Annotated in this window: 20 protein-coding genes; 7 read left to right on the top strand and 13 right to left on the bottom strand. The window is 55.8% G+C overall.

Annotated features, from left to right (window positions below):
* Nucleotides 1-3: 3 nt before the first annotated feature.
* The gene (locus M0G74_RS16070) at nucleotides 4-948 is read left to right on the top strand and encodes an outer membrane protein assembly factor BamD (protein ID WP_248219494.1); all 945 of its coding nucleotides are present in this window, start codon (nucleotides 4-6) and stop codon (nucleotides 946-948) included.
* An 84-nt stretch (nucleotides 949-1,032) separates the two neighbouring features.
* On the opposite strand, the gene M0G74_RS16065 is transcribed toward M0G74_RS16070, so the two are convergent.
* Nucleotides 1,033-2,679 carry an NAD+ synthase gene (locus M0G74_RS16065; protein ID WP_248219491.1) on the bottom strand — a complete coding sequence of 549 codons (1,647 nt, stop codon included), beginning with the start codon at nucleotides 2,677-2,679 and terminating at the stop codon, nucleotides 1,033-1,035.
* Between the two features lie 103 nt (nucleotides 2,680-2,782).
* Here M0G74_RS16065 and M0G74_RS16060 point away from each other — a divergent pair, with 103 nt between their 5' ends.
* On the top strand, nucleotides 2,783-4,438 hold the full coding sequence (locus M0G74_RS16060) for an ATP-binding protein (RefSeq protein WP_248219488.1): 1,656 nt from the start codon (nucleotides 2,783-2,785) through the stop codon (nucleotides 4,436-4,438).
* Between the two features lie 35 nt (nucleotides 4,439-4,473).
* Nucleotides 4,474-5,931 carry a sigma-54 dependent transcriptional regulator gene (locus M0G74_RS16055; protein WP_248219487.1) on the top strand — a complete coding sequence of 486 codons (1,458 nt, stop codon included), beginning with the start codon at nucleotides 4,474-4,476 and terminating at the stop codon, nucleotides 5,929-5,931.
* Nucleotides 5,932-5,975: 44 nt separating this feature from the next.
* Here M0G74_RS16055 and M0G74_RS16050 read toward each other — a convergent pair whose 3' ends face one another.
* From M0G74_RS16050 to M0G74_RS16020, 6 genes are read right to left on the bottom strand one after another with little or no spacing between them, the layout of a single operon-like run.
* Entirely contained in the window at nucleotides 5,976-6,404 is a 429-nt protein-coding gene (locus M0G74_RS16050) for a type IV pilin protein (protein ID WP_282450247.1), read from the bottom strand.
* Nucleotides 6,405-6,418: 14 nt separating this feature from the next.
* Nucleotides 6,419-10,678 (bottom strand): PilC/PilY family type IV pilus protein, encoded by a 4,260-nt coding sequence (locus M0G74_RS16040; protein ID WP_248219483.1) that lies wholly within the window; start codon nucleotides 10,676-10,678, stop codon nucleotides 6,419-6,421.
* 29 nt (nucleotides 10,679-10,707) lie between these two features.
* A complete protein-coding gene (locus M0G74_RS16035) occupies nucleotides 10,708-11,235 on the bottom strand; it encodes a PilX N-terminal domain-containing pilus assembly protein (RefSeq protein WP_248219480.1) in 528 nt (175 codons plus the stop codon).
* A 16-nt stretch (nucleotides 11,236-11,251) separates the two neighbouring features.
* Nucleotides 11,252-12,316, bottom strand: a complete 1,065-nt coding sequence (locus M0G74_RS16030; protein ID WP_248219478.1) for a PilW family protein — start codon at nucleotides 12,314-12,316, stop codon at nucleotides 11,252-11,254.
* Nucleotides 12,317-12,324: 8 nt separating this feature from the next.
* Nucleotides 12,325-12,759, bottom strand: a complete 435-nt coding sequence (gene pilV / locus M0G74_RS16025; RefSeq protein WP_248219476.1) for a type IV pilus modification protein PilV — start codon at nucleotides 12,757-12,759, stop codon at nucleotides 12,325-12,327.
* Nucleotides 12,760-12,761: 2 nt separating this feature from the next.
* A complete protein-coding gene (locus M0G74_RS16020) occupies nucleotides 12,762-13,295 on the bottom strand; it encodes a GspH/FimT family pseudopilin (protein ID WP_248219474.1) in 534 nt (177 codons plus the stop codon).
* A 320-nt stretch (nucleotides 13,296-13,615) separates the two neighbouring features.
* Between M0G74_RS16020 and M0G74_RS16015 the strand changes: the two genes are divergently transcribed.
* The gene (locus tag M0G74_RS16015) at nucleotides 13,616-14,128 is read left to right on the top strand and encodes a GspH/FimT family protein (RefSeq protein ID WP_248219473.1); all 513 of its coding nucleotides are present in this window, start codon (nucleotides 13,616-13,618) and stop codon (nucleotides 14,126-14,128) included.
* A gap of 17 nt (nucleotides 14,129-14,145) precedes the next feature.
* Here the strand turns inward: M0G74_RS16015 and ispH are convergent, their stop codons facing one another.
* The 6 genes from ispH to murJ form a co-directional block, all read right to left on the bottom strand.
* The gene (gene ispH / locus M0G74_RS16010; protein ID WP_248219472.1) at nucleotides 14,146-15,081 is read right to left on the bottom strand and encodes a 4-hydroxy-3-methylbut-2-enyl diphosphate reductase; all 936 of its coding nucleotides are present in this window, start codon (nucleotides 15,079-15,081) and stop codon (nucleotides 14,146-14,148) included.
* Nucleotides 15,082-15,113: 32 nt separating this feature from the next.
* On the bottom strand, nucleotides 15,114-15,554 hold the full coding sequence (locus tag M0G74_RS16005) for a peptidylprolyl isomerase (RefSeq protein WP_160154510.1): 441 nt from the start codon (nucleotides 15,552-15,554) through the stop codon (nucleotides 15,114-15,116).
* 11 nt (nucleotides 15,555-15,565) lie between these two features.
* A complete protein-coding gene (lspA, locus tag M0G74_RS16000) occupies nucleotides 15,566-16,099 on the bottom strand; it encodes a signal peptidase II (RefSeq protein WP_248219470.1) in 534 nt (177 codons plus the stop codon).
* On the bottom strand, nucleotides 16,092-18,896 hold the full coding sequence (ileS, locus tag M0G74_RS15995) for an isoleucine--tRNA ligase (RefSeq protein WP_248219468.1): 2,805 nt from the start codon (nucleotides 18,894-18,896) through the stop codon (nucleotides 16,092-16,094). The genes lspA and ileS overlap by 8 nt, the downstream gene beginning before the upstream one ends.
* A 441-nt stretch (nucleotides 18,897-19,337) precedes the next feature.
* Nucleotides 19,338-20,315, bottom strand: coding sequence for a bifunctional riboflavin kinase/FAD synthetase (gene ribF, locus M0G74_RS15990; protein ID WP_248219465.1), 978 nt, complete (start codon nucleotides 20,313-20,315; stop codon nucleotides 19,338-19,340).
* A gap of 64 nt (nucleotides 20,316-20,379) precedes the next feature.
* Nucleotides 20,380-21,933: a murein biosynthesis integral membrane protein MurJ gene (murJ, locus tag M0G74_RS15985; protein ID WP_282450270.1), complete on the bottom strand. Its 1,554-nt coding sequence runs from the start codon at nucleotides 21,931-21,933 to the stop codon at nucleotides 20,380-20,382.
* 305 nt (nucleotides 21,934-22,238) lie between these two features.
* On the opposite strand from murJ, the gene M0G74_RS15980 reads away from it, so the two are divergent.
* The 3 genes from M0G74_RS15980 (at nucleotide 22,239) to pdsR (ending at nucleotide 24,358) form a co-directional block, all read left to right on the top strand.
* Complete coding sequence (locus M0G74_RS15980) at nucleotides 22,239-22,379, top strand: hypothetical protein (RefSeq protein ID WP_248219462.1); 141 nt, start codon at nucleotides 22,239-22,241, stop codon at nucleotides 22,377-22,379.
* 312 nt (nucleotides 22,380-22,691) lie between these two features.
* Nucleotides 22,692-23,411, top strand: a complete 720-nt coding sequence (locus M0G74_RS15975; protein ID WP_248219458.1) for an OmpA family protein — start codon at nucleotides 22,692-22,694, stop codon at nucleotides 23,409-23,411.
* A gap of 254 nt (nucleotides 23,412-23,665) precedes the next feature.
* The gene (gene pdsR, locus M0G74_RS15970; protein ID WP_248219454.1) at nucleotides 23,666-24,358 is read left to right on the top strand and encodes a proteobacterial dedicated sortase system response regulator; all 693 of its coding nucleotides are present in this window, start codon (nucleotides 23,666-23,668) and stop codon (nucleotides 24,356-24,358) included.
* Nucleotides 24,359-24,398 lie beyond the last annotated feature (40 nt).

The raw sequence follows: 24,398 nt of genomic DNA, 5'->3' as shown, positions 1-24,398 counted from the left end.
GCAATGTGGTCTTGGAATAATCAGGCCTGGAAAACCCTGTGGTTGGTTCTGCTGGCCGTTTTTGTGGCCTCGTGCGCCAGTACCGACGAAGAGGAAGAGGGGCTTCCCTCCGGCAATCGCACCGAGCAGGCCTTCTATGAAGCTGCCCAGCGACAGCTGAAATCCAGCCAGTGGGAGCTGGCGATCAAGAATCTGCGGGCCCTGGAAGACAACTTCCCCTTCGGCAACTACGCCGAACAGGCCCAGCTGGAACTGATTTACGCCTATTACCGCGATTACCAGAACGATGCCGCCATTTCCGCGGCGGACCGTTTTATACGCCTGCACCCGCAGCATCGCAATGTGGATTACGCCTACTACATGAAAGGCCTGGCGTCGTTTACGGAAGGCAGCGGCCTGTTTGAGCGCTTTTTGCCCACCGACATGACGCGCCGCGACCCGGGGTCTGCCCGCGAGTCCTTCGCCTATTTCGCGCAATTGATGGCCCGCTATCCGGAAAGCCGCTATGCACCGGACGCCCAGAAGCGCATGATCCACCTGCGCAACCTGCTGGCGCGCTATGAAATCCACGTGGCCAACTACTACTTCAAGCGCAACGCCTACCTGGCCGCCGCCAACCGCGGTCGCTATGTAGTGGAAAACTTCCAGCAGACACCGGCAGTGCCAGATGCCCTGGCAGTCATGGTGCAGTCCTACCACCTGCTGGAAATGCCGCAGCTGGAAGCCACCTCGCTGAACGTACTGCGCACCAACTACCCCCATCACCCGGCCTTCCGCGATGATGGTACCTTCAACTACAGATACTACGCCGGCGCCAGCGGCCGCAGCTTTATCCACCGCATTACCCTCGGCCTGTTCGAAAAGTCCGACCCGCGCGGATTTGACAGCCGCGAGCTGTACAATGCGGAGTACCGCGCCGAAGACGCACCTCTTCCGCCGGAGCTGTAAAGCCCATCGCTCAAGGCTGACAAAAAGGCCCCCGCAGTGACACTGCGGGGGCCTTTTTTAATGGCGCAATTTTAGCGGCGGGCTTTACTCCCCGGCCTTCCAGCCATTGGTGATCGGGTAGCGGCGGTCGCGCCCGAAGCCGCGCTCGGAAATCCGCACGCCCACCGCCGCCTGGCGGCGCTTGTATTCGTTGCGGTCCACCAAACGCACCACCCGCATCACCACTTCCTCATCAAATCCCTTGGCAATAATCGCCGTGGCACTCATATCCCGATCGATGTACAGGCGCAGGATTTCATCCAGCACCTCATAGGGGGGCAAGCTGTCAGAATCCACCTGGTCCGGTGCCAGCTCGGCACTGGGCTCGCGGGTAATGACGGTTTCCGGAATCACTTCGGAGACACTGTTGCGGTAGCGGGACAACTCATACACAAGGATTTTTGGCACATCTTTCAGGGCATTGTAGCCGCCAACCATATCCCCGTAGAGGGTCGCGTACCCCACGGACATTTCACTTTTGTTGCCGGTAGTGAGCACCATAAAGCCCTTTTTGTTGGAAATAGCCATCAGCAACATACCGCGGGCACGGGCCTGCAGATTCTCTTCCGTGGTATCCCGTTCACTGCCGGCAAATTCACCTTCCAGCGCCTTCATACTGGCATCGAAAATCCCTTCGATGCCAATGACCCGATAGTGGATACCCAGGCGCCTGGCCTGATCCGCGGCATCATTCTTCGACAGGTCGGAGGTATAGCGGAAAGGCATCATCACCGCTTCCACCCGATCCGGCCCCAGCGCATCCACCGCAATCGCCAGGGTCAGCGCCGAGTCGATGCCCCCGGACAGCCCCAGGACCACGCCCTTGAAGCCATTTTTGTTAACGTAATCGCGCACGCCCAGCACCAGTGCCTGATACACCGATGCCAGATCAGGCAGGGGTTTGGCGTCGTTACCTGGTGCCAGAGACACTTCATTGCCATCACCATCGCCTTTACTGTCGACATTCACCGTGACCGGCAGCAGGCTCTCCACAAATTCAGGGGCACGCGCGCGCAACTCACCGTCTTTGTCGACCGCAAAGGAGCCGCCGTCAAACACCAGCTCATCCTGGCCGCCAACGGAGTTGACGTACACGATGGGCATCTTGCCCGCTTGCGCCTGGCGCCCCAGCAGGGCCAGCCGTTCCTGGGCCTTACCCCGGTGGAAGGGTGAAGCGTTGATATTGAGCATTAATTTGGCACCCGCCCGCTCCGCCTGCACCACGGGTTCCGGGTGCCAGATGTCTTCGCAGATGGTGATGGCGGTGGGAATTCCTTTAATGTCCACCACACAGGCCTGATCGCCGGGTACGAAATAGCGCAGCTCGTCAAACACCTGGTAATTGGGCAGCTTCTGCTTCGCGTATTCCGCCGCCAGCTCACCGTTCTGGATCAAGCCGGCCATGTTCAACACCGTGCCCGCTACCAGCCGCGGGTAGCCCAGCAGAACTGCGCAGGGCAGATCCGCCTGCAGCAGCTTGGCCAGAGCATCATCTATGCGCTTTTGCATACTGGGGCGCAAAAGCAGGTCTTCTGGCGGATAACCACAGAGCGTCAGCTCAGGGAACAGCACCAGGTCAGCGCCGTGCTCGCGGTGGGCCCTGCGGGCGACTTCGACTATCTGGTCGGTATTCCCGGGGATATCTCCCACCAGCAGATTGATTTGCGCCAGCACTAGCTGCAAAGTAGACATCTTTTTACCCCGTTGGATTGAGGCCGCTATTGTAGCCATGCCCACTGGGTGCACAACATCTGCGCGGCATTCGCCGGACGCGCCCCCAGAATGAGAATAAAAAGTGAGCAGCCAAACCGCCTCAGGTGACCCCCTGCACAGGGACATAACCCCGCCGCAACAAAATACCCCAGCTACTGCGGAATTGATCCGCCCGCGCCTGCGACAGCGGGACCTGCTCAAAATATACGCCTGGTACCGGGTAGCAATTGCGCTCATCCTGCTGGGACTGTTTGCATCCGGTATCAGCCGCGGCACCGTCGGCACCCTGTACCCGGCCCTGTACCTGAACACCGCCATTACCTATGCGGTGCTCAATATCGCCTGGCTGCTTTTTCTCTACCCTGGCCGCTTCCTGACCACGCCACTGCGCATCGGCAGCATCCTCAGCTGCGATATCATCGCCTTTCTGCTGTTGATCCAGGCCAGTGGTGGCCTGGATTCCGGTGTCGGCTACCTATTGCTCACCACCTGCGCGGTGGGCTCTCTACTGCTGGACAAACGCATGGGGGCCTTCCTCGCCGCCATCACCAGTATCGCGGTCATTGCGCAACAGTTGTTCGGGATACTGATCGGCCAGGCGGAAACCCAGGATATCGTTTCCGCGGGCAGTCTCGGAATATTACTGTTTACCGGTGTAACCGCACTCCAGTATCTCTCGACCCACATCCGCCTCGCCAACCAGAAGGCCGAACAGGAACGTCGGCAAGCCGCGCATTTACAGCGACTTACCCAACAGATCGTGGCCCAGATGCACACCGGTGTTCTGGTACTCGATGGGCAGGGAAATGCCGAGCTGATCAACCGCTCCGCACAGCAATTACTCGGTATCAACCGCATAGCCGGAGGTAGTCTCAGCCCGAAGTTTAATCGTGCATTGAACAGTTTGCGCAAACAATCGGGGGCCCACAGTGGCCTTGTCGAGGGGGCCGGGCACAGCCAGCTTCGCGCTAGCATCACCAGCCTCTCCAACGAATCCAAAAAAAGCACACTGGTTTTTCTCGAAGACAACCGCAAATTGTCACAACAGGCCCAGCAACTGAAACTCGCCTCACTCGGTCGCCTGACCGGCTCCATTGCCCACGAAGTGCGCAATCCCCTGGGTGCCATCAGCCACGCCGCGCAACTACTTGCGGAATCCGATTCCATTAGCGACGAAGACCGGCAGCTGACCGAGATCATTTTTCGTCACAGCCAACGGGTCAACCGAATCGTCGAGGATGTCATGCAGCTTTCTCGCCGCCAAATGACTGAACCTCAACTGCAGGACCTGTGTGTTTGGATTGAACAGTTCCTGACGGATTACCGCGCGGGAATGCCGGCGGAAACCCGCATTACACTGGAGACACCATCACACCCGATCTACGCGCGTTTCGACCCGCACCAAATGACCCAGGTCGTCACCAACCTCTGCAACAATGCCGTGCGGCACTCACACATCGCCACCGGCAGGGCGGAGGTAGTCGTAACTGTCAGTTTTGTAGTGTCCCGGGAATGTGCCCGCCTGGAGGTTCAGGATTTTGGCCCGGGGGTTGCGGATGAACACAAAGATCAGATATTTGAACCTTTTTTCACCACCCAGACTTCTGGTGCCGGATTAGGGCTCTATATTGCCCGCGAACTCTGTGAATCTACCCGGGCAAATCTTTATTACTGTCGCAACCAAGACAATCACAGCTGCTTCAGAGTAGAATTTGCCCACGCGGAACAGGTTTTCTGAACGCGCAACAAAAATAAATTTCACTGCTATCTACCATGGCCGAGCGACAACCGATTGCCCTGGTTGTAGATGACGAGCCCGACATCTGCGACTTGATCTCAATGACTCTGCGACGCATGAACGTGCGCGCGGATGTCGCCATGTCTGTCGCCGAAGCCAATCGTCGCCTCAATGAAAAACAATACGATTTCTGTCTTACGGATATGCGCCTGCCCGATGGCGATGGCCTGCAACTCGTAGAACAGATCCAGGATCGCTCACCAGATCAAGCCCTCCCTGTCGCCGTCATTACCGCCCATGGCAATATGGATACCGCCATTAGCGCACTCAAGCTCGGAGCCTTTGACTTTGTCAGCAAACCCGTCGACCTGGAGCGATTGCGCGCGCTGGTACAACTGGCCCTGCGACTGAATGAAGACCGCGATATTGAGCGGCAGGAGTTTCCGCCGCTGCTGCAGGGGCAATCCCCGGCCATTCAGCAACTGCGTTCACAGATAGAAAAAATAGCCCGCAGCGATGCCCCGGTGCATATCCAGGGCGAACCCGGCTCCGGTAAAGAACTGACTGCTCGCAGTATTCATCTCCAGGGGCCAAGGGCCAACAATGCATTCGCAATACTGCATTGCGCCGCCACTCCGGCAGAGCGACTTGAAAGAGCATTATTCGGAATAGACAAAGCGACGGAAAAAACCGAAGGCGTTTTGCACACTGCCAACGGTGGCACGCTGTTCCTGGATGAAATTACTGAATTGCCGCTTGAGCTTCAGGTCAAGCTGCTGGCGGCAATACAGGAAAAACGTTTTGCTCCGGTCGGCAGTAGCGAGTTCACTGAGCTCGATATCCGCATCCTGAGCGCCTCGCACAAACATCTGGTCAGTGAGGTGCGCAGCGGCCGCTTTCGCAGCGACCTGTTTTACCGTATCAACGTCATAGAAGTTGCCGTTCCCGCACTGCGCCATCGGCTTGAAGACATCCCGCTACTGACACGCAACCTCCTGCGCCGCCTGACGGCAGATAGCAAGGGGGCGCCCCCGAAAGCAGCCCAGGATGCGGTCAGTGCGCTGCAGGCGTACGACTTCCCTGGCAACCTCCGTGAGCTGGAAAACATCCTCGAGCGAGCCCTCACTCTCTGCGAAAGCAACACCCTCAGAGCCAGTGATCTACTGCTGCACGCAGAGAGCCCCATCCCCATCCCCGTGTCCGGTGACACCAGCAGCTACCCGGTGGCCGACCTGGCGTATGTACCGCCCAGAAGCCACGAACAACCGGCCACTCAAATTGGGACCTTGACGACGACCACCACCTACCCCGAACAGTTTTCCGCCTCGGACTACGAAACGCTGGATGACTTCCTGCAAACCATCGAGCGCGAAGCCATAGAAAGTGCGCTGAATGAAACCCGCTGGAACAGGACAGCCGCGGCGGAGAAGTTGGGGATTAGTTTTCGGTCGTTGCGGTATCGGTTGAAAAAACTAGGGCTTGAAAACGACTGACCCGGCAATAGCCGGGTCAGTTATATATAGCGATTTAAGTCGCCTCACCAGCAATTCGCGGCGTCAGATCCGGTAGCGCCCTGAACCCCGGCCTGACTCAGTGTCAATGTTTCGCACTTTTTATCTCCAGCTTGTGAGGTCCCCACTACCGGCGTAGCGGTCAGGGTAAATGTGGTCGCATCAATGTCATCGCCACCATCTGCCGCTATCGTGTACAGGTTTTCCCCAGAAGACACAGTGCCGCCACCATCGAGCGACTTGCCTACGGCACAGCTATCGTGCACATAGCTGTTATAGGCTGTGAAACAACGCTGAAGCCGCTGCGATACATCATTCAGGCTCGCCTTTGCATCTGCGCGATTACTCTTACGTACCGATTCCATATACGAGGGATACGCAATAGCCGAGATAATGCCGATAATTGCCACAACAATCATCAGCTCAATCAGGGTAAAACCTTTTTGTATTTTCATTGCCAGTTACCTTATTAACGCAGTTGACGCCAGGACATACGACCAATGGCATCGGGTGGCGCATCACCGTCGTGTGCGTCAGGATTACCCTTAATATCGTTTGTAGTAAGGATAATTCTATCGCGATCGCGGATAACTCCGGAATAGCCAATAATGGCGTACTCTGTTTTCGCCCCGTCCTCACCGAATATGGAGTGCGTATTGTCCTGATCCCCAACCGCGATTATCTCCATCATCCAGCCACTTCCGCCAAATGCACAGGGGTCTGTCGACGGGATTAGCGTTGGGAACAAAAGGCGGTCATGCTCCAATAGCGGCTTACTAGTTACACGTTCTCCCGCCGCGGTCGAAAAGTCCATATACCAACCATCTTTCGACGCCCACCAACTGGTATCATCATTGTTTTGGACAACGCGTGTATCACCGGACTCCGAAATTGTCTTCTGCATCAAGTTACTACGGCTGGATACAGCACTTCCCTGATCCGCGATCGCATATACGCTATTGACACCCACGGCACTGTTGTCCGCGCCAGTCAGGTAGCTGCCCGTCCCGAAGTACACCATAATCGCATTTTGCTTACTCCGGTTTAGCCCAAGCGTTGGTGTAGCAGTGATCGGCTGAACCTGATCAGCGACATTTGGGTCCGCCGATGGGTATTTTGCCGTGAATAACGGGCTACCAGAGAGCGCGACCTGCCACTCAATATCATTGCCACTCTTGCCCGCCTCAAACTTCCACATATTACCCAGTAGGTCACCGCCGTAAGCAGCAACAACCGCACCAGTGCCGTCGGTCAAAAGAGCCGCGCCGGACAAGCCATTCGAACCCGCAGTGCTGGCCTCCACTACATCAGAAGCAGTGAGGGGGTTAACGAGATCCACCACGAACAGGCGGGCCTTCTCTTCAGACGAGTTGTAGCCGTTTCCAAAAAACAGCTTCCACCCATCTTCCGTTGGCGCAATGACAGGCTGCTCCAGTACATTACCCAATGCGCCGGAAAAATCAGTTTCACTGAGCTCGAAAAGAATATCATCCTCATCAAAGCTCGTTGGATCGGTAACATCCAATGCAAATACCCCCCGACCACCGGCGCCGAGTGTTCCGACCAGGATATTTTTCCATTCACCACCGACATATGCATCACCGACGAACAGCGGGCCATCGACATTGTACTTATGCGGATTACTGCCTGTACCGTAATTCGGTGACGCCAAATCCTTCAATTTTGAGTAAACACCTGAGGGCACATACGCAAAGAGCTCTTTTCCTGAACTGGCATCAAACGCGTGCAGCATTCCATCATTTGCCCCCACATAAACAACCTCTTTCCGGGTTAATTTAGTGGCCATATAGGCTTGATACTTGTGCCCGCCCATAGTGTCAGGCAAGAGTTGGAAATTGTAATTTTTACGCCCTGCAAATACCGGACTCGAATTTACAATATCACCCAACAATGTTTCACGATCTCTCAGACCCTCCTGGTCGGAGCCTCGCACCCAATTAAGAACAGCTTTACCAGCCTCTTCATCCGTACTGCCTTCTCCCATCAGTGCCTGCTTTTGCGCATCTGACAATTGATCCCAGGCAAATACTGCACCATCACCTTTGCTATAAGTAAATACTTTTCTGGATGCCAAAGGCGTAAAACTCGCATCGCTGGTCGACCAAACCTCATCCCCTATGGTGGTAACCTTCTCCAGGGTGCCATCATCTTTTTCGATGGTTTTAGTAATCAGCTTGAGAGCTTTTAGTTCGCCATGCCAGTCAGAGCTGTCAAACAGCGCTTGATAAATTACGGTATCCGTACCCAAGCGGGTGGAGTTGGCCGCAACAGAAGAGGCTGATCCAGCGGCAGAAGCCACTCGCTCCAGTGCTTCCCCGAGATTTTCCTCGAGTTCTGACGGCTCAATCGCATAAAAATAATTTTCGGCACCGCCAGCGGCAATTGCATCGACACTCGGGGCTACGCCGTCTTCACTGTCACTGTATCCGCCCCACTTGGCCGCGTAGTAAAGCGGCTGCTCCAACAATTTTGCGCTAGAGCCACCGACTTTAAAGGTCTTGGTACCTGATTTTGCGTTAATACAGATTCCGTTGCCCCCGGTTCCATCATTACCGTCAGCCAGGCAAGTACAGTCGCCAGAAGCCGTGCAATCAGTTCCCGGGTAGGTAAAATTGTTGATTCCAGACTTCACATGAAATCCGTCATCTTCCGTTCCACTGATGACATAACCGAAACCGATGACATGTGAGGCGGCCTGGGCCATCACCCGGGTAGTTACGCTAATCGAGTCTCCCATAGCCGAATAAGCAATGATCCCCCACATATCCAGGTCATAGTCTCCCCCCTGCTCACTGTCTTCCCAGTTCACATAGAGAGTTCCGGACTTGCCATCCGCAGACTGTTGTAAGATCTTGAAATCCACAATGGCACAGTTGCCGTGTTCCACTGCACCCTCGCCCCATTCAGAGTAGAGTCTGGTGGACTTATTTCGACAGGCCGGCAAGATGGTCACCTTCCCTGCGTCCGTTGGCACTTCAACTTTCGGCACCGCGGGTGCAAGCGCCACACCATAGGTAGTTACGTTCTGAACCCCGGTAAGTGAGCTCTGGATATCATTGGCCCGAGCGTAATATGCAAGGCCGGCCAGATTATAAGAGCCCTCTAAGCGCGGAGCATCAGGACAGGTGCCTTGTACAGCCGACAAGCTTCCAACCGTTTTTGCGGTGCACAGCTGATTCTTTTCTGAATTGCTCGCTTCGCCCACAAAATAACTTCCATTGTGGATCTTTTCAGCATCCCCGATTTTGTTTGTCCAGGACTCAATATCAGTAGTCGATACGAGCGTAGCCCCGCCCAGCTGATCATTGTCATAAGAGCTGGTGGACGCGTTGAACTGGATAATGCTTGTTGCCGCACAGTAATTGGTACTATCGACAGGTTTTACCCAATCACGACGACTCAAATTGGGAATATATCCGGAGTCATCCGCCAGGAATGCCGCAGTCGCAGACTCACCTGCCAGGTACTTGAGAGACTCCAGATAAATTTCCGACTGTGGATTACCCCAGTTAGAACAATCCCCGTCGGGGAAGGAAGCGAGCCCCCAATTACAGCTATCCGAGCTCACATATTGTCCACTCTCATGATCGTAGCGCGATATCCGCAGCTTATTCAAAGTGCCGATAATACTGCCGCTATCTACAGGGTTGACAAAGGTGCCATCGGTAGCAACGGCAATTTCGTTTGCGAGGCTTCCAATATTTTTCCTTAGTACACCGCCAGATTTATTCTTGTCATAAGAGCCGGTTATAAGCCCGAAATGGATTTCGTCTTTTTCACCATACTTTTGCAGTAGCCCAGTCGGCTTTGAATTGCCACTGGGATATGAGCGGCAATTTTCTTCAAGCCCAACACTGCTATCACAAACCTTCACCCTGGCATAGTATTCACCACCATCAGTACTGATCGCGGGCTTGCTTGGGGCTCCGACATAAGAGTCCATTCCATAATCGGAGAGCAAATCAAATTTGGTACCGCCACTGTTACTCCACATGCACTGAAAAGCCTGATTGCTCGCCCACAGTGAGTAGTTGCCGAGCTTTGCGCGGATTAGTGGCGGCTCATCTATATTCTGCGATAAACCTTTTTCTGCATAGGTCACATTACAGAAAGTGATTCCCTGCTTTTCGGGATTTGACGCATCAGATGTGTAGGTAAATGGAGTAAAGTCTGCCAAATCACTGCCGCCGTAGTACTTGGCGAAAGCGTGTGCGTCTGAAGGGATATAGGCACGCTCAAGAATCGTTTCGGTAGCGGTATCGCTTTTTCGCTTCCCTCCATACAATATTTTCCGCACAGCATCCATTCGGGTCATGGACACCCAGTTGAGGAAGTTGCCACTCCAGTCGCCGCCCCCCACTGTCGTACAGCGGTGATCAGTAGTGATACTTTTTGGATTAAACACACCGCTTTCGTAGCTGTAACACTTGCTACTATCAAAGTAGCCATAATAGTCATAAGTGTTCATGTAAGTGGTATCAGCAATACCCTTATCATCATCATTAATATCGGTATAGTCATCATACGCTTTAAAATACAGCTGATGATCATTCGACATATTCAGCATTACTAACGGCTTGACTGGCTGAGCCAGGAACAGCGGGGACTGAGACAATTCCAGAGAATGCACGCTGTGAGCAACACCGATAGAGAGAATTGCCGTAGTCAACTTTGTTAACAATCGCGCTTTAGATGCGAGCCATTTCATGTTATTTCTCTTGATAATTTCGGTGTTTTTTATCTTTTATAGGTAGACTGCAGGATGACAACAGAATCAGCGGAACCGCCAGCACCCCGGCTGGTTACCCGGTAAAACACGGTCTCTTCTGATTTTAGAGTTTCAAGAAAGTCGATTGCGCCGCCTTCCGAACCTTTCACCACGGTGCTGACGACCTCTTCCACAACATACTGTGGTTCAGCAGAAACCCACTTCAAGCTCAGGTCGGTTCTTTTGGCATTGGTATCCGTCCAGTCGAATGTCGTCGACCAGTATCCAGAGTTGCTCGAGTTGTCGAGATCGGCGTAATAGCCACTACCAGTGAATGCAGGTAGAGTATCACCAGCAACATCATCCTCCCCTTGCCGTAAGGCCGCTTCAGCAGCCTGAAAGGCGAGATTTCGATCACGCATATTGCCGGCCATCATTTCCTGCATTCCACTCCCACGAATGGCAGCCATGCCGACTACCGTCATCAGCAGAACCATGATTAGCCCAACTATAAGGGTCATCCCCCGCTGTGAAGACATACGCATTGAATTATTCATACTCGTCCTATTCTGATCAGGGGAGGCGACTGCGGATACCCACGGTATTAATGAAGACCTGCCGTAGACGCCGGTCGCCCGGACTATTCTCCGTTGCACCGTTAAATGTATAAGGTTGAGGATCTTCGAGTACATTATCTTCAGTACTCTGTACCAGTAATTCCAATCGTACCGATGTAACTTCTTCCCATGCAGTACCAACTTCCGTTGCGGTCTGGTAATCGTCCGGTACTTTGTCACTGTTAGTATCACGGCCGTAAGTAATTTGCAGGTTCTGTACACCTTCCAGAAGTTCCTGTCCGGCGCTGCCATTCACCGACCGGAACAGGCTGGGAATTCCCGATGTACCGTTCGCAATGTAGTAAACCATGGTATTCATTTTGATGATCTGGGAATCAGGCCCAAACTTTTCATCAGGATCTTTGGATGAATTCCCGCCCCAAGAGGCAACGTTATTCCCGGGTTCAGCGCTGCCATCTTTGGAGTGCACAATATTGATTTCAACCGCCCCTCCGGTAGCCGTCAGGTTGGTAGCCTGGAACACTCGAGCTTTCTGACAATCGGAGACAACCAGGATATCGTTTTCGCAAAGACCGCTAAAACTCGCTTCCTTGTCATCGCAGGTTGCTGCGACGCCACTATTTTCCGCAAACAGCTGGCCTGATTCGTTGTTCCTCGTTACACCGATCCCGTTACCATTGGCACCACGAACTACAAGGACATCGGTACCCTGAATGATGTTGTCCGGGTACCCGTCGTCGACAGTCGCCCCAACGTTGTCGAGCCCCTCAATGCCAATTTCGAAATCAAATGCTACGGTATCGGAATCATTGAGCGTGTTGGTAAAGTTCAGTTTCTTGCTCATACACCCCATATACCCTGCCATGCGGATATCTTCGGCCAGAAACTCTACGGCCAGGCGCCCGGTTTCCTGTACACGAGCGAGCCCCTGCTGGGTGCTAAACGTTGCGCGACTGGAAAGAAATAACTGGACGACACCCGTCATAAGAATCAGGCCGATGGTGATGGAGATCATCAACTCGACCAGGGAAATGCCGCTCTGCTTAGACAAATTTTTCATCTGGCGTCTCAAATTTGGGTGGTGTAAACGAAAGAGCCCTGCTCTTCGGTTTTTTCGCCGGAGCTACTTTGTTCTGCCCATTGAATCTCTACGGTGCATAAACTGTTCGCATCGCAGGTCACGGCGCCGTCTGCTCCGGGAAGCATGGTTTCAATGGTCGTTAACCAGTCTCTTATATCATTGGATGCCACAGTGCCCCCGGCAGGCTTGGCTGCATCCATTTTCTGGTTGTAGCTACCCACGTTCTTCCGGTTGATCCGCACACGATCAAGAATGTCGTAAGCGAGAATGTTCGCTTGAGAGCGCAGGTAGGCACTGTGGTTGTACTGCAAAGATTTGCTTTGCAGAGCAGCCAGGGCAAGCAATGAAGTACCGAGAATCAAAACCGTAACCAGGACTTCAATAAGACCTGCGCCTCGCTGGTTGTAGATGGTGTTGTGCATAATCAGGAGCATCCTTGTGTCGTCCGCTGCCCACTAAGAACACCGGCAATACCAACGGTTACTTGCCGCGCCGAGTTACCACTGCAACCACTTGCAGCAGCAGTAAGGGTTATTGTTCCCCCGCCACTGTTACCGAGGGTTCCTTTTCGCGTAAAACGAACAAATGTCGCCGCACCGGCTTCCGTTACAGCCGCGCCCTTCTTCGGGCCCACCCAAAACCGCAACACCCCGCCCACCACGGGGCTGGCAGCATCATCTGTTGCAGCATCATCGGCCACTACAATCCAGTCATTTGCCCAGGTTCCGTTACAGGCCGTGCCATTTGTTGTTCCGCAAAGGGTTACCCGGTCTCCTCGTTTGATGGACTCAGCACGGGCATAGTTCAGCGCGCTGATCAATTCTTCACCAGTGGAAAGTGCACGGCTGTTGGCAATCAATGTATTGAAGCTGGGTATTGCAATAGCCACCACAATGGCCAATACCGCGATGGTGACCATTAACTCAATAAGGGTTAACCCCTTCTGCCTATACCCCATGAGTGAATCCCCCAATCCAAAAGCAGCATAATGTTATCAATTTGTATCTTCTTATCCGTGACCGCCCCTATAAAAGGCCAATTGCCTATATGGCAATCAAAATGGGACCACAGAACCAAACTTTCTGGCGCGTACTACATCACACGCTGTCAGGGCCCCTCTTGTGCTCTAGATATGCAATTAGGGCAATGATAATTTTGGCGAAGCCTACCACGGCACCTTCATCAAGGGTTCAACCCACCGATGAGCGGTGCCCAGGACAGCACGAACGGTCATCAGGAAGATGACCTGAGTAATAAACTTAACGACCAGGGAAGGACATGTGTGAACGAGGTCTTACTTTAATTGAGTTATTGATTACGCTGAGTATTTTGTCGGTTTTGCTCCTCGTGGCCACCCCCAGGATTGGTGAGCAGATCGAAGCTAGCCGTACTAGAGCGGCAGCAGACCAACTACTACAAGCGATACAACTGACTCGAAACAAAGCGGTTACAACCAACCGCCGAGCCACACTGCGAAAAATTGGTAACTGGGAAGCGGGCTGGGAGATTTTTTATGACCGGGATTTTGACGGCGAGAGGGACGGCGACGAGCCAGCTATAGCAATCGGCAATCCAATAAAAGGCGTCGAGATAAAGGCGAATGGCCCTCTAGCCAATTATGTTTCTTTTGTCGGCACAGGGGAAAGTCGCACCGCCGGAACACTGTCCGGCGGTGCGCTGGGAATGGGTAGCTTTACGATTTGCTCTGCAAATGGCCAAGGAGGTTATAAACTAACCCTCGCCAACACAGGAAGAGTTCGGCAGCAGCGTATTTCTGTGGAAGACTGCTAACGGGCAGACAGAGCGGGTCAGCCCCGTAACTCTTTCGGCAGGCTGAAACTGATGTTTTCCGGGATTCCGGCCACTTCGTCCGGGATGTCTGCCCCAAGATCCCGCAGCTTTTGGATCACCCTTTCGACTAGTACCTCTGGCGCCGATGCTCCCGCGGTAATCCCGATAACTTTCTTACCAACCAACCAGCTGGATTCCACACAATCTGGACCATCAATCAGATAAGCATCGGTTCCACAGCGCTCTGCCAGTTCACGCAATCGGTTGGAATTTGAACTGTTGGGACTACCCACGACCAGGACCAGGTCGCATTCCAGTGCCAATTGCCGCACGGCGTCCTGGCGGTTCTGCGTGGCATAGCAGATATCGTCTTTGCGCGGGCCGCGGATATTGGGGAACTTGGCTCGTAGGGCGTCGATTACCCGGGAGGTGTCGTCTACAGAGAGCGTGGTCTGGGTGACGAAGGTCAGGTTGTCGGGGTCTTTGACCTTCAGTTCGGAAACATCCTGCTCATCTTCCACCAGATAGATGGCACCACCACAGCTAGTGTCATACTGGCCCATGGTGCCCTCTACTTCCGGGTGACCTTCGTGACCGATCAGAATGCACTCGCTGCCGTCGCTACTGAACTTGCTCACTTCCATGTGTACTTTGGTCACCAGCGGACAGGTTGCATCGAATACCTTGAGGCCGCGGTCGGCCGCTTCCTGCTGCACCGCTTTGGATACGCCGTGGGCGCTGAAGATGACGATTACATCATCCGGCACTTCGTCCAGCTCATCCACAAACACGGCGCCGCGCTCACGCAGGCTGTCGACCACAAATTTGTTGTGCACGACTTCGTGGCGCACATAGATGGGCGCACCGAAAACATCCAGGGCTCGGTTGACGATGTCGATAGCGCGATCGACACCGGCACAGAAACCGCGGGGATTGGCGAGGCGAATCTGCATACTACTCAGTCCTTGACCTGTCTAAGCTGAAATCAGTTGACCGAGGCCACTTCGAGAATTTTTACGTGGAAGAACACCGTCTGGCCGGCCAGGGGGTGATTGAAGTCGACTTCCACTTCGTCGTCACCGATTTCACGAATCACACCGGGCAATTCGCCACTGCCGTTATCAAAAGAGATCACCAGACCTTCTTCCAGTTCGATATCCGGAGAGAAGTGACCGCGTTTTACCTTCTGGATATTGGAGGGGTTGCGCTGACCAAAACCAGCCTCCGGCGGCACTTCAATTTCCGCTTCATCACCGGCCGTGAGGCCAAAAAGCGCCTGCTCAAAACCCGGCAGCAGATTGCCATCGCCCACAATAAAAGTGGCCGGATCGCCATCAAAGTTGGAGTCAATTTCAGAACCGTCGTCCAGCTTGAGGCTGAAGTGCAGGGTTACGCGGCTGTGTTCGCCTATTACATTATTGCTCATGGGTACTGCCTTTAAACTTCTGCACTTTTCTCAGGAGAATCGTCGCTGCGATCCTTGAAAAACAACAATTCGATGACCAGCATGGCCGCGCCCACGGAGATGGCAACATCGGCAATATTGAATACCGGGAAGTGCCAGCTTCCGTAATAAACGGAAATAAAATCCCGCACATAGCCCAGCAAAATACGATCCCACAGGTTACCCAGGGCTCCGCCAAGAATGAATGCCAGTGCCATCGGTTCCCAGCGCTTCACCGCGGGCAGGCGCCATATCCAAACAATCACCACCGCACTGAACACGAGCGCGATAACGCCAAAAAACCAGCGCTGCCAGCCGCCGGCGTCGGCGAGAAAACTGAAGGCTGCACCGTAGTTTTCTGCATAGGTAAACTGCAGAAACCCGGGAATGATCTGTAATGCCGGGCCGTACATAAACTTGTCGACCGCCCATACCTTGGTGGCGATATCGGCCAGAATGACCAGCAGCGCCAGCAGATACCAGCGCCCAGGGGCGCCCAGGACTTTATGCCCCAAGGTGTTAGGCATAGTGACGCACCTCACCTTCACCACTGACATTGTCTACACAGCGGCCGCAGAGTTCCGGGTGCTCACTGTTGCTACCCACATCTTCACGGTAGTGCCAGCAGCGGCCACATTTGGGCGCATCCACTTTGTGTACGGCAACCCGCAGGCCGGCCAGTTCAGTTTCTTCCGCACCGGCGGCATCGGAAATCGGCTGCACGGAAGTGGAAGAACAGATCAGCACAAAACGTAGCTCATCTTTCAGCGCATCCAGTTTTTCCTGCAAACCGGGATCGGCGAACAGGGTGACAGAGGCTTGCAGAGAACCGCCGATGTTGCCCGCGCCGCGCTGCTCTTCCAGTACCTTGTTCACTGCAGTTTTCACATCCGCGATGGCATCCCAGTATTCGGCATCCATCAGGGATTCCGCCGGCAGCGCCGGGAACTGGTACCACTCTTCCAGCAGTATGCTTTCACTTTTGGCACCCGGTACAAACTGCCACAGCTCTTCGGCAGTGAAGCTCAGGATTGGCGCTACCCAGCGCACAAAAGCCTGCACGATGTGGTACAGCGCCGTCTGCGCGGAGCGGCGGGCGACACTATCAGCTTGGGTGGTGTACTGACGATCCTTGATGATATCCAGATAGAAGCCACCCATTTCCACCACGCAGAAGTTATGTAGCTTCTGGTAGATCTGGTGGAACTGGTAACGATCGTAAGCGCTAATGATTTCCTGTTGCAGCCTGGCCGCCTGATCCAACGCCCAACGATCCAGTGCCAGCATGTCTTCCACCGGCAACAGATCTTTCTCCGGTTCGAAGCCCGCGAGGTTCGACAGGAAGAAGCGCGCGGTATTGCGCAGGCGACGATAGGAATCCGCGGTACGCTTAAGGATTTCGTCGGACACCGCCATCTCGCCACTGAAATCGGTGGCGGATACCCACAGACGCAGAACGTCCGCGCCCAGCTTGTTGATCACATCCTGGGGCGCCACCGTATTACCGATGGACTTGGACATTTTGCGGCCCTGAGCGTCCACGGTGAAACCGTGAGTCAATACCTGCTTGTAGGGCGCACAATCATTAATGGCGATGGAAGTTTTCAGGGAGGACTGGAACCAGCCGCGGTGCTGGTCGGAGCCTTCCAGATACAGGTCCGCCGGGAAACGCAGACCATCGCGACGCTCCAGCACCGCGTAGTGGGTTACACCGGAATCGAACCACACATCCAGGGTATCGGTGACTTTCTGGTAGTTGTCGGCATCGTCACCAAGCAGCGCTTTGGCATCCAGGTCGAACCATACATCCATGCCGCCCTGATCCACCAGTTCGGCAACCTTGTCCATCAGCGCCGGGGTTTCCGGGTGGATTTCGTGGGTTTCTTTATGCACGAACAGCGCAATGGGCACGCCCCAGGTGCGCTGGCGTGAGATACACCAGTCCGGGCTGGCATCCAGCATGGAATCGATACGCGCCTTGCCCCAGCCGGGGATCCACTCAACTTCATCCGCTGCCTTCTGGGCGTGATCCAGCAGATCGTTCTGCTGCATGCTGATAAACCACTGCGGCGTAGCGCGATAGATCAGCGGGGTTTTGGTGCGCCAGCAATGGGGGTAGCTGTGGACCAGTTTGTCCTGGTGCAACAACACGCCCTTTTCTTCCAGCAGCTCGACAATCTTGCCGTCCACCTTATACACATGCTCGCCCGCAAACAGCGGCACTGTATCGCGGTAAACGCCGTTGTCGTCCACATAATTCAGGGTTTCTATGCCGTAGCGCTTGCCCACATTGAAGTCGTCGGGACCGTGGTCCGGCGCTGTGTGCACACAGCCGGTACCGGCATCGGTAGTGACGTGGTCTGCCAGGATCAGCGGCAGCTGTTTTTCGTAGAAGGGGTGGTTTACCTTCAGGTGCTCCAGCGCGGCGCCGTGAATGCGACCGACCACTTCACCACTTACACCCGCAGCTTCCAGCACCGCATCTTTCAGTTCTGCCGCAACCAGCAGGCGCTCTTCGCCCACCTGCACTACGACGTACTCCAGGTCCGCATGTACGGAAACTGCCTGGGAAGACGGCAGGGTCCAGGGGGTAGTGGTCCAGATAACGACAGACAGCTGGCCATCACCGGCATGGCCACCGGCGGCATCGGCGATGGCCAACGCGGTTTCATCGGTAACCGGGTATTTTACGTAGATGGAGAAGGAGGTTTTGTCCTGATACTCCACTTCCGCTTCCGCCAGCGCTGAGCCACCCACAACGCTCCAGTAAACCGGCTTGAATCCACGGGACAGGTGACCGTTTTTCACCACGCGGCCGAGGGCACGGATGATGTCGCCTTCAAACTGATAGTCCATGGTGCGATAGGGGTTGTCCCACTCACCGAATACACCTAGACGGATAAAATCTTTCTTCTGGCCATCCACCTGCTTGGCCGCGTACTCACGACACTTCTGGCGGAAGGTTTTGTGATCGACTTTGACGCCGGCCTTGCCGACTTTCTGTTCCACTTTGTGTTCGATGGGCAGGCCGTGGCAGTCCCAACCGGGCACGTAGGGGGCATCGAAGCCACTGAGGGTTTTCGATTTGACGATGATGTCTTTCAGAATTTTGTTAACCGAATGACCGATATGAATATCGCCGTTGGCGTAGGGAGGGCCATCGTGCAGGATAAACTGTTCGCGGCCCGCACGGGCTTCACGAATTTTTTCGTAGAGCTTGCCTTCTTGCCATTTTTTCAGAATCGCCGGCTCCCGCTGGGGCAGATTGCCGCGCATGGGGAAGTCGGTTTCGGGCAGATTCAGGGTCGCTTTGTAATCGGTCATTGGCTATCTACTTCAGTTGTAGCTCGGGGTTTTAAATTGTTGATTGCGCTTTGCACTCAAACCTCGAAAGGCTTACGGAGCCCAAAACTGGAAATTTAAGCGGGAGTGCTGGGGATCAGGTTTCAAAACCGTCGGCGACAGGGACGTCGCCGACGGAGCTTACAGGGATGTACTTGCAGCGTTTTTGAAACCTGATACCCAGTGCTCCGGCGCCACTGAACTCAAATCAGAGCTCTGCTGTTAAGCTCCGGGCTCCGTTGGAGCTGGTTCCGTGGCGGCAGAGCACCGGGTACGGACTTTCAGGACCGCTGTGAACCCATCCCTGGGCGCTGCGGCGGCGACGTCCCTGTCGCCGACGCTCCTGAAAGTCCGTACCCGGTGCTCTGCCTTCGCATCTGCGAGCTGTACTACGTCAGATACAAAGGGGTAATTTTTTTTTGCTCAATCTGGTTTGCGATGAGCAAACCAAGCCTTCGCATTTTCGATGTCTTCCGCGATTTTCTGTTTGAGTATTTCCAAAGACTCAAACTTCTCTTCATCGCGCAGCTTGTGGCAGAAAGTTACTGCGATTTCGCGGCCATAAAGGTCGCCACTGAAGTCGAACAAATGCACTTCCAGCAGCGGCTTTGCACCCTCGCCCTCTACCGTGGGACGAAAACCCACATTGGCCACACCCGCCACTTCCATACGGCTGCCAGACATCGGGCTGCCGTCGGTGCGTTTCGCCGTCACCGTATACACACCCACCAGCGGCGAGCGATAGCGGTGCAGGCGCACATTGGCAGTGGGCGCCCCCAGCTGGCGACCAAGCGCACGGCCGCGGGCCACCAGGCCGGTAATCCGGTAAGGTTTACCCAGCAACTGCTCCGCCAGAGCAAAGTCCGCATTTTGCAGTGCCTCACGGATACGCGTACTGCTCACCCGTTCGCCGGCAATCTCCAGGGTAGCGGTGTCTTCCACGGTAAAGCCCGTATCAGCGCCGGCTTTTTGCAGCAGGCGGTAATCGCCGCTGCGGTCGCAGCCGAAGCGGAAGTCGTCACCTACTACAAGGTGGCGCACGCTCAGTCCGTCCACCAGTACCTGCTGGATGAATGCCTCGGCACCCAGACTGCGCAGGCGCTCGTTGAACTGCAGACACAGAACGCGATCAACGCCGGCGTCGAACAGTGCCAGTACCTTTTCCTTGAAGCGCATCAGCCGCGCGGGGGCCTTTTCGCCGGAGAAGTACTCGTGGGGCTGCGGCTCAAAAATGATTGCTACCGACGGCAGCTTGCGCTCTGCAGCGCGCGCACGCAACTGGCTGATAATCGCCTGATGCCCCAGATGCACGCCATCGAAAGACCCGATGGTCGCCACACATTCCCGGTGGCCCGGCCGCAGGTTGTGCAACCCGCGAATCAGCTCCCGTTGCTCGGTCACAGTGCTTCACTCACCCTTTGTCGGTCTTGCAAAATCAAGCGACGCAGTATAACGGATTTTGGCTTCACGATGTGGCCCGAAAATGCCTTGGCCGCAAGCCACTGGCCAGCAGGATCAAGCCGTAGGTGGCGCCACCGGCTGCCACCAGCGCCCCCATGCGCCAGGCGCGCTGCCACCAGGGCCATTCGTGCCACGCCGGCCAGTAGTGCAATGTCGCCAGCAATACCGCGGCCATCGCCAGATTCGCCAGCAGCAGGCGCATCAGGTAGGCCTTCCAACCGGGCTCCGGGGCGTAAACGCCGCCCTGGCGCAGCCCGCGATAGAGCAGCCAGGCGTTGATCGCCGCCTGCCCGGCGGTGGCTGCGGCGAGCCCCATATGGCCGAGCTGGAAGTAAATGTGTAGCGGTATGACCAGCGCCAGGCTCAGGATCATCTTGGAACCAATGGCAATCAGGCCGAAGCGTACCGGTGTCGTCGTGTCCTGGCGCGCAAAATAACCCGGCGCCAGTACCTTGATCAGCATGAAAAACAACAGGCCGAAGGTATAGGCCCGCAGTGACCAGGCCGCCATTTCCATGTCCCGCGGTGTCATATTGCCGTACTGGAAGAGCACCGTGAGCAGCGGTTCAGCCAGCACAAACAGCGCTACCGCCGCCGGTAGGGCAATCAGGGTGACACTGCGCAGGGCCCAGTCAATGGTGTGACGAAAGCGCTGCGGATCGCCGCCGGCGTGCAACCTGGACAGGTTGGGCAGGATCACCGTGGCAACGGCTACTCCGAACACCCCGAGAGGCAGCTCAACCAAGCGATCGGAGAAGTAGAGCCAGGTTACCGACCCGGTGGGCAGGAAGGAGGCCAGCACCGTATCCAGCACCAGGCTGATTTGGGTGACCGACACGCCAAAAATGGCAGGCGCCATCAGGCGCAGAATTTTGCGCACACCTGGGTACTGCCAGTCCCAGCGTGGCCTAGGCAACAGTCCCTGACTGATGAGAAAGGGGATCTGGAACAACAGCTGCACCACCCCTGCCGCCAGTACCCCCCAGGCCAGGGCCATGACCTGGGGCTCAAACCAGTTGGCGGCAATGGTGGCCGCCCCGATCAGCACCAGGTTCAGCAACACCGGCGTCAGAGCGGGTATCGCGAAGCGATCGAAGCTGTTGAAGATGGCACCGGCAAAGCCAGTGAGGGATATCAGCATCAGATACGGAAAGGTGATGCGCAGCATATCCGTAGCCATTGCGAACTTTTGCGGCTCATTGCCCCCCCACCACCAACCGGGGGTAAAAATACCGGCCACCAGCGGTGCGCAGAGTACGCCGAACAGAGTAACCATCAGTAACGCGCCACCGAGGGCACCGGCCACCCGGTCATTCAGCTCTTTCACCGCTGCCAAGCCGCCCCTCTGGCGGTATTCTGCCAGCACCGGTACGAACGCCTGGGAGAAAGCGCCCTCAGCAAACAGGCGGCGGAAAAAATTGGGGATCTTAAAGGCTACAAAAAAGGCGTCGGCGGCGTCACTGGCACCGGTCAGCCGGGCAAATACCATGTCCCGCGCCAAACCCATAACCCGGGACAACAAAGTGGCACCACCGACCACGGAAGTTCCGCGCAACAATCCCCGCTGGGGACTATCTTTCGTAACTTGCGCTGCGGGTGTTGCCGGCGCCGCCGGTGGCGGTGCCTCGGCCTGATCCTGCTCCGAAGGTGGTTCTGCCACGTCCCTGGTTCCTGATAACTGACGGAAGAATAAATCGCGGGGTGATGATGGCCGGCAAGTCTACCGCAATCCACCCCCACCGCCATCTACGCCGACCTGCACCAACCGAAACAGCACGCTACGGTTGGCGCAAGGTGGAACTATACTGAGGTTAAGCAGTTGACGAGCCCTGCAGGGAATGGCGGCCATAGAGGAGGAATGGAATGACCATCAACGCACTGATTATTGCACTGATTCTAGCGGTGATCCTGTATGCCGTGGTTGCCTTGGGCCCGCGGCCACAGAGAGTGAGGGTACGAATCGACCAGCCCCGGGACCGCCGCTACCGCCGCCAGCAGAGCTAGCCTGGCGACGCAGGCCTTGCAGAACGGACTAGCGGAACTGTTTTTCGGAACTGTTTTCGGAACTATGCGGCGGAAAAAGAGGCTAAAGGAATCGGGTCCAGAAGCAGCCCGGGCATTAAAGATTGCCGTAGGCTGAACTGAATCACAGGGCACACCGCCACAATTCGCCATAATTGCTGCGGAATTTGCCCCACTGGCGCCACGCCAGTGCCTCCTTGCGGGGGTTAAATGACTATCAACCGAGGCGGGAACGCAACCCGGCCGGAACCAAAGAGCAGTCATTTCAAACCTCAAATCGCAAGGAACACGATCATGAAAAAGATGGTATTGGCAGTAACCCTGAGCAGCCTGGCCCTGAACACCCTGACCCTGAGCAACGTTGCCACGGCCGCCACTGACACCGACAAAGAATTCCAGGGCTCAGCCCTGACCCCGGCCAAACAGGCCACTGTATTCACCGGCGCCGCAGTTGCGGGCGCCGCCGTAGGTGGCCCGATTGGCTTTATCGCCGGGGCCCTCGGTGGAGCCTGGCTGGGCGAACAGATCAAGCAAGCAGAAGAGGCCGACATGCTCGCAACTCAATTGACGGAAAGCCGCGCAGAAATGGGCAACCTGGCACAACAACTGGACGCGGCGCGACTGTCCGCCAACGATGCTCAGGAGCTGGCGCTGGATAGCCTCGAGTTCCAGATGCTGTTCACCACCGGTGACGACCAGCTTCAGGAAGCCCAGGAGCGTCATGTCGCCGCTATGGCCGACTTCCTCAACCGCCACCCGCAATTGCAGGTTTACCTGGAGGGCCACTCCGACCCCCGCGGCAGCGACGGTTACAACAATGTACTTTCCGACCAGCGCGCCCTGAGTGTACAGCGCGCCCTGGAAGCTTACGGTGTGGCCCCCGAGCGTATCGAGCGCCGCGCCCTGGGTGCCAGCCAATCCAAAGCTCCAAAGGGCGACGCGGACGCCTATGCCCTGGAGCGCCGCGTGGACATCCACTTCGGCACCCCGGAATCCGTGGCCGGCGCCTTCTAACGCCACCCGTTCCAGCCGCTTTCCACACACGTGACCGGTTGCCGCTCTGCAAAAGCGGCAACCGGTCTCGGACGACTCTCGGCAAGCTCTATTCTCCAGCCCTGTAACATTTAGCCTTGCGCGCCGCATCCAGTATGCCGCGCGCTTTTTAATGACTCCCGGGCCATCGGCCAGCAGGCACACTTTGCCAGCCAGCTCCGCTTCGGGCATGATTTTCCGCCAGATAAAATGCCAATAACGGTGCCGGAAACCCCATGACCAGCCCTACCATCGCCATTGTCGAAGACGAAATTGCCATCGCCGAAAACTACCGCGACGCCCTGCGCCGCACCGGCTATCAGGTAAACCTTTACCACACGCGCCCACAGGCCCTGGAGGCCTTCCGTCAGCGCCTGCCGGACCTGGCGGTCATCGATGTGGGGCTGGGTGCAGAAATCGAGGGCGGCTTCGACCTGTGTCGGGAACTGCGCGCCATGGCGCCCACCCTGCCGATCCTGTTCCTCACGGCGCGGGATTCGGAACTCGACATCATCTCCGGTCTGCGCCTCGGCGCCGACGACTACCTAACCAAAGACATCTCCCTGCCCCATATGCAGGCCCGCATCAGCGCCCTGCTGCGCCGGGTGAGCGTGATGCAATCCCAGGGGGATGACAGCGAAACCCTCACCCAGGGCGACCTGACCCTCGACGTATCGCGACTGCACTGCCACTGGCAGGGGGAAGCCGTCGACCTGACGGTGACGGAATTCTGGATTGTGCACGCACTGGCCAAGCGCCCCGGGCACGTCAAATCCCGCAGCCAGCTGATGGAAGCCGCGCGGGTGGTACTGGATGACAACACCATTACCTCCCATGTGAAGCGCATACGGCGCAAGTTCCAGACCATTGACGGTAATTTTGACGCCATCAGCACTGCCTACGGCATGGGCTATCGCTGGCAGGTTTAAGCACACCCACAACTTTAAGCACATCTACACCCACTGAAAC

It is taken from the genome of Microbulbifer sp. CAU 1566 (assembly GCF_023156515.1).
Lineage (GTDB): Bacteria > Pseudomonadota > Gammaproteobacteria > Pseudomonadales > Cellvibrionaceae > Microbulbifer.
This window is presented reverse-complemented; position numbering and strand designations above follow the sequence as displayed.

Bases quoted from the DNA above. Each gene is read 5' to 3' on its own strand.
- M0G74_RS16070 (WP_248219494.1), top strand. From the start codon at position 4: ATGTGGTCTTGGAATAATCAGGCCTGGAAAACCCTGTGGTTGGTTCTG.
- M0G74_RS16065 (WP_248219491.1), bottom strand. From the start codon at position 2,679: ATGTCTACTTTGCAGCTAGTGCTGGCGCAAATCAATCTGCTGGTGGGA.
- M0G74_RS16055 (WP_248219487.1), top strand. From the start codon at position 4,474: ATGGCCGAGCGACAACCGATTGCCCTGGTTGTAGATGACGAGCCCGAC.
- M0G74_RS16050 (WP_282450247.1), bottom strand. From the start codon at position 6,404: ATGAAAATACAAAAAGGTTTTACCCTGATTGAGCTGATGATTGTTGTG.
- M0G74_RS16040 (WP_248219483.1), bottom strand. From the start codon at position 10,678: ATGAAATGGCTCGCATCTAAAGCGCGATTGTTAACAAAGTTGACTACG.
- M0G74_RS16035 (WP_248219480.1), bottom strand. From the start codon at position 11,235: ATGAATAATTCAATGCGTATGTCTTCACAGCGGGGGATGACCCTTATA.
- M0G74_RS16030 (WP_248219478.1), bottom strand. From the start codon at position 12,316: ATGAAAAATTTGTCTAAGCAGAGCGGCATTTCCCTGGTCGAGTTGATG.
- pilV (WP_248219476.1), bottom strand. From the start codon at position 12,759: ATGCACAACACCATCTACAACCAGCGAGGCGCAGGTCTTATTGAAGTC.
- M0G74_RS16020 (WP_248219474.1), bottom strand. From the start codon at position 13,295: ATGGGGTATAGGCAGAAGGGGTTAACCCTTATTGAGTTAATGGTCACC.
- M0G74_RS16015 (WP_248219473.1), top strand. From the start codon at position 13,616: ATGTGTGAACGAGGTCTTACTTTAATTGAGTTATTGATTACGCTGAGT.
- ispH (WP_248219472.1), bottom strand. From the start codon at position 15,081: ATGCAGATTCGCCTCGCCAATCCCCGCGGTTTCTGTGCCGGTGTCGAT.
- M0G74_RS16005 (WP_160154510.1), bottom strand. From the start codon at position 15,554: ATGAGCAATAATGTAATAGGCGAACACAGCCGCGTAACCCTGCACTTC.
- lspA (WP_248219470.1), bottom strand. From the start codon at position 16,099: ATGCCTAACACCTTGGGGCATAAAGTCCTGGGCGCCCCTGGGCGCTGG.
- ileS (WP_248219468.1), bottom strand. From the start codon at position 18,896: ATGACCGATTACAAAGCGACCCTGAATCTGCCCGAAACCGACTTCCCC.
- M0G74_RS15980 (WP_248219462.1), top strand. From the start codon at position 22,239: ATGACCATCAACGCACTGATTATTGCACTGATTCTAGCGGTGATCCTG.
- M0G74_RS15975 (WP_248219458.1), top strand. From the start codon at position 22,692: ATGAAAAAGATGGTATTGGCAGTAACCCTGAGCAGCCTGGCCCTGAAC.
- pdsR (WP_248219454.1), top strand. From the start codon at position 23,666: ATGACCAGCCCTACCATCGCCATTGTCGAAGACGAAATTGCCATCGCC.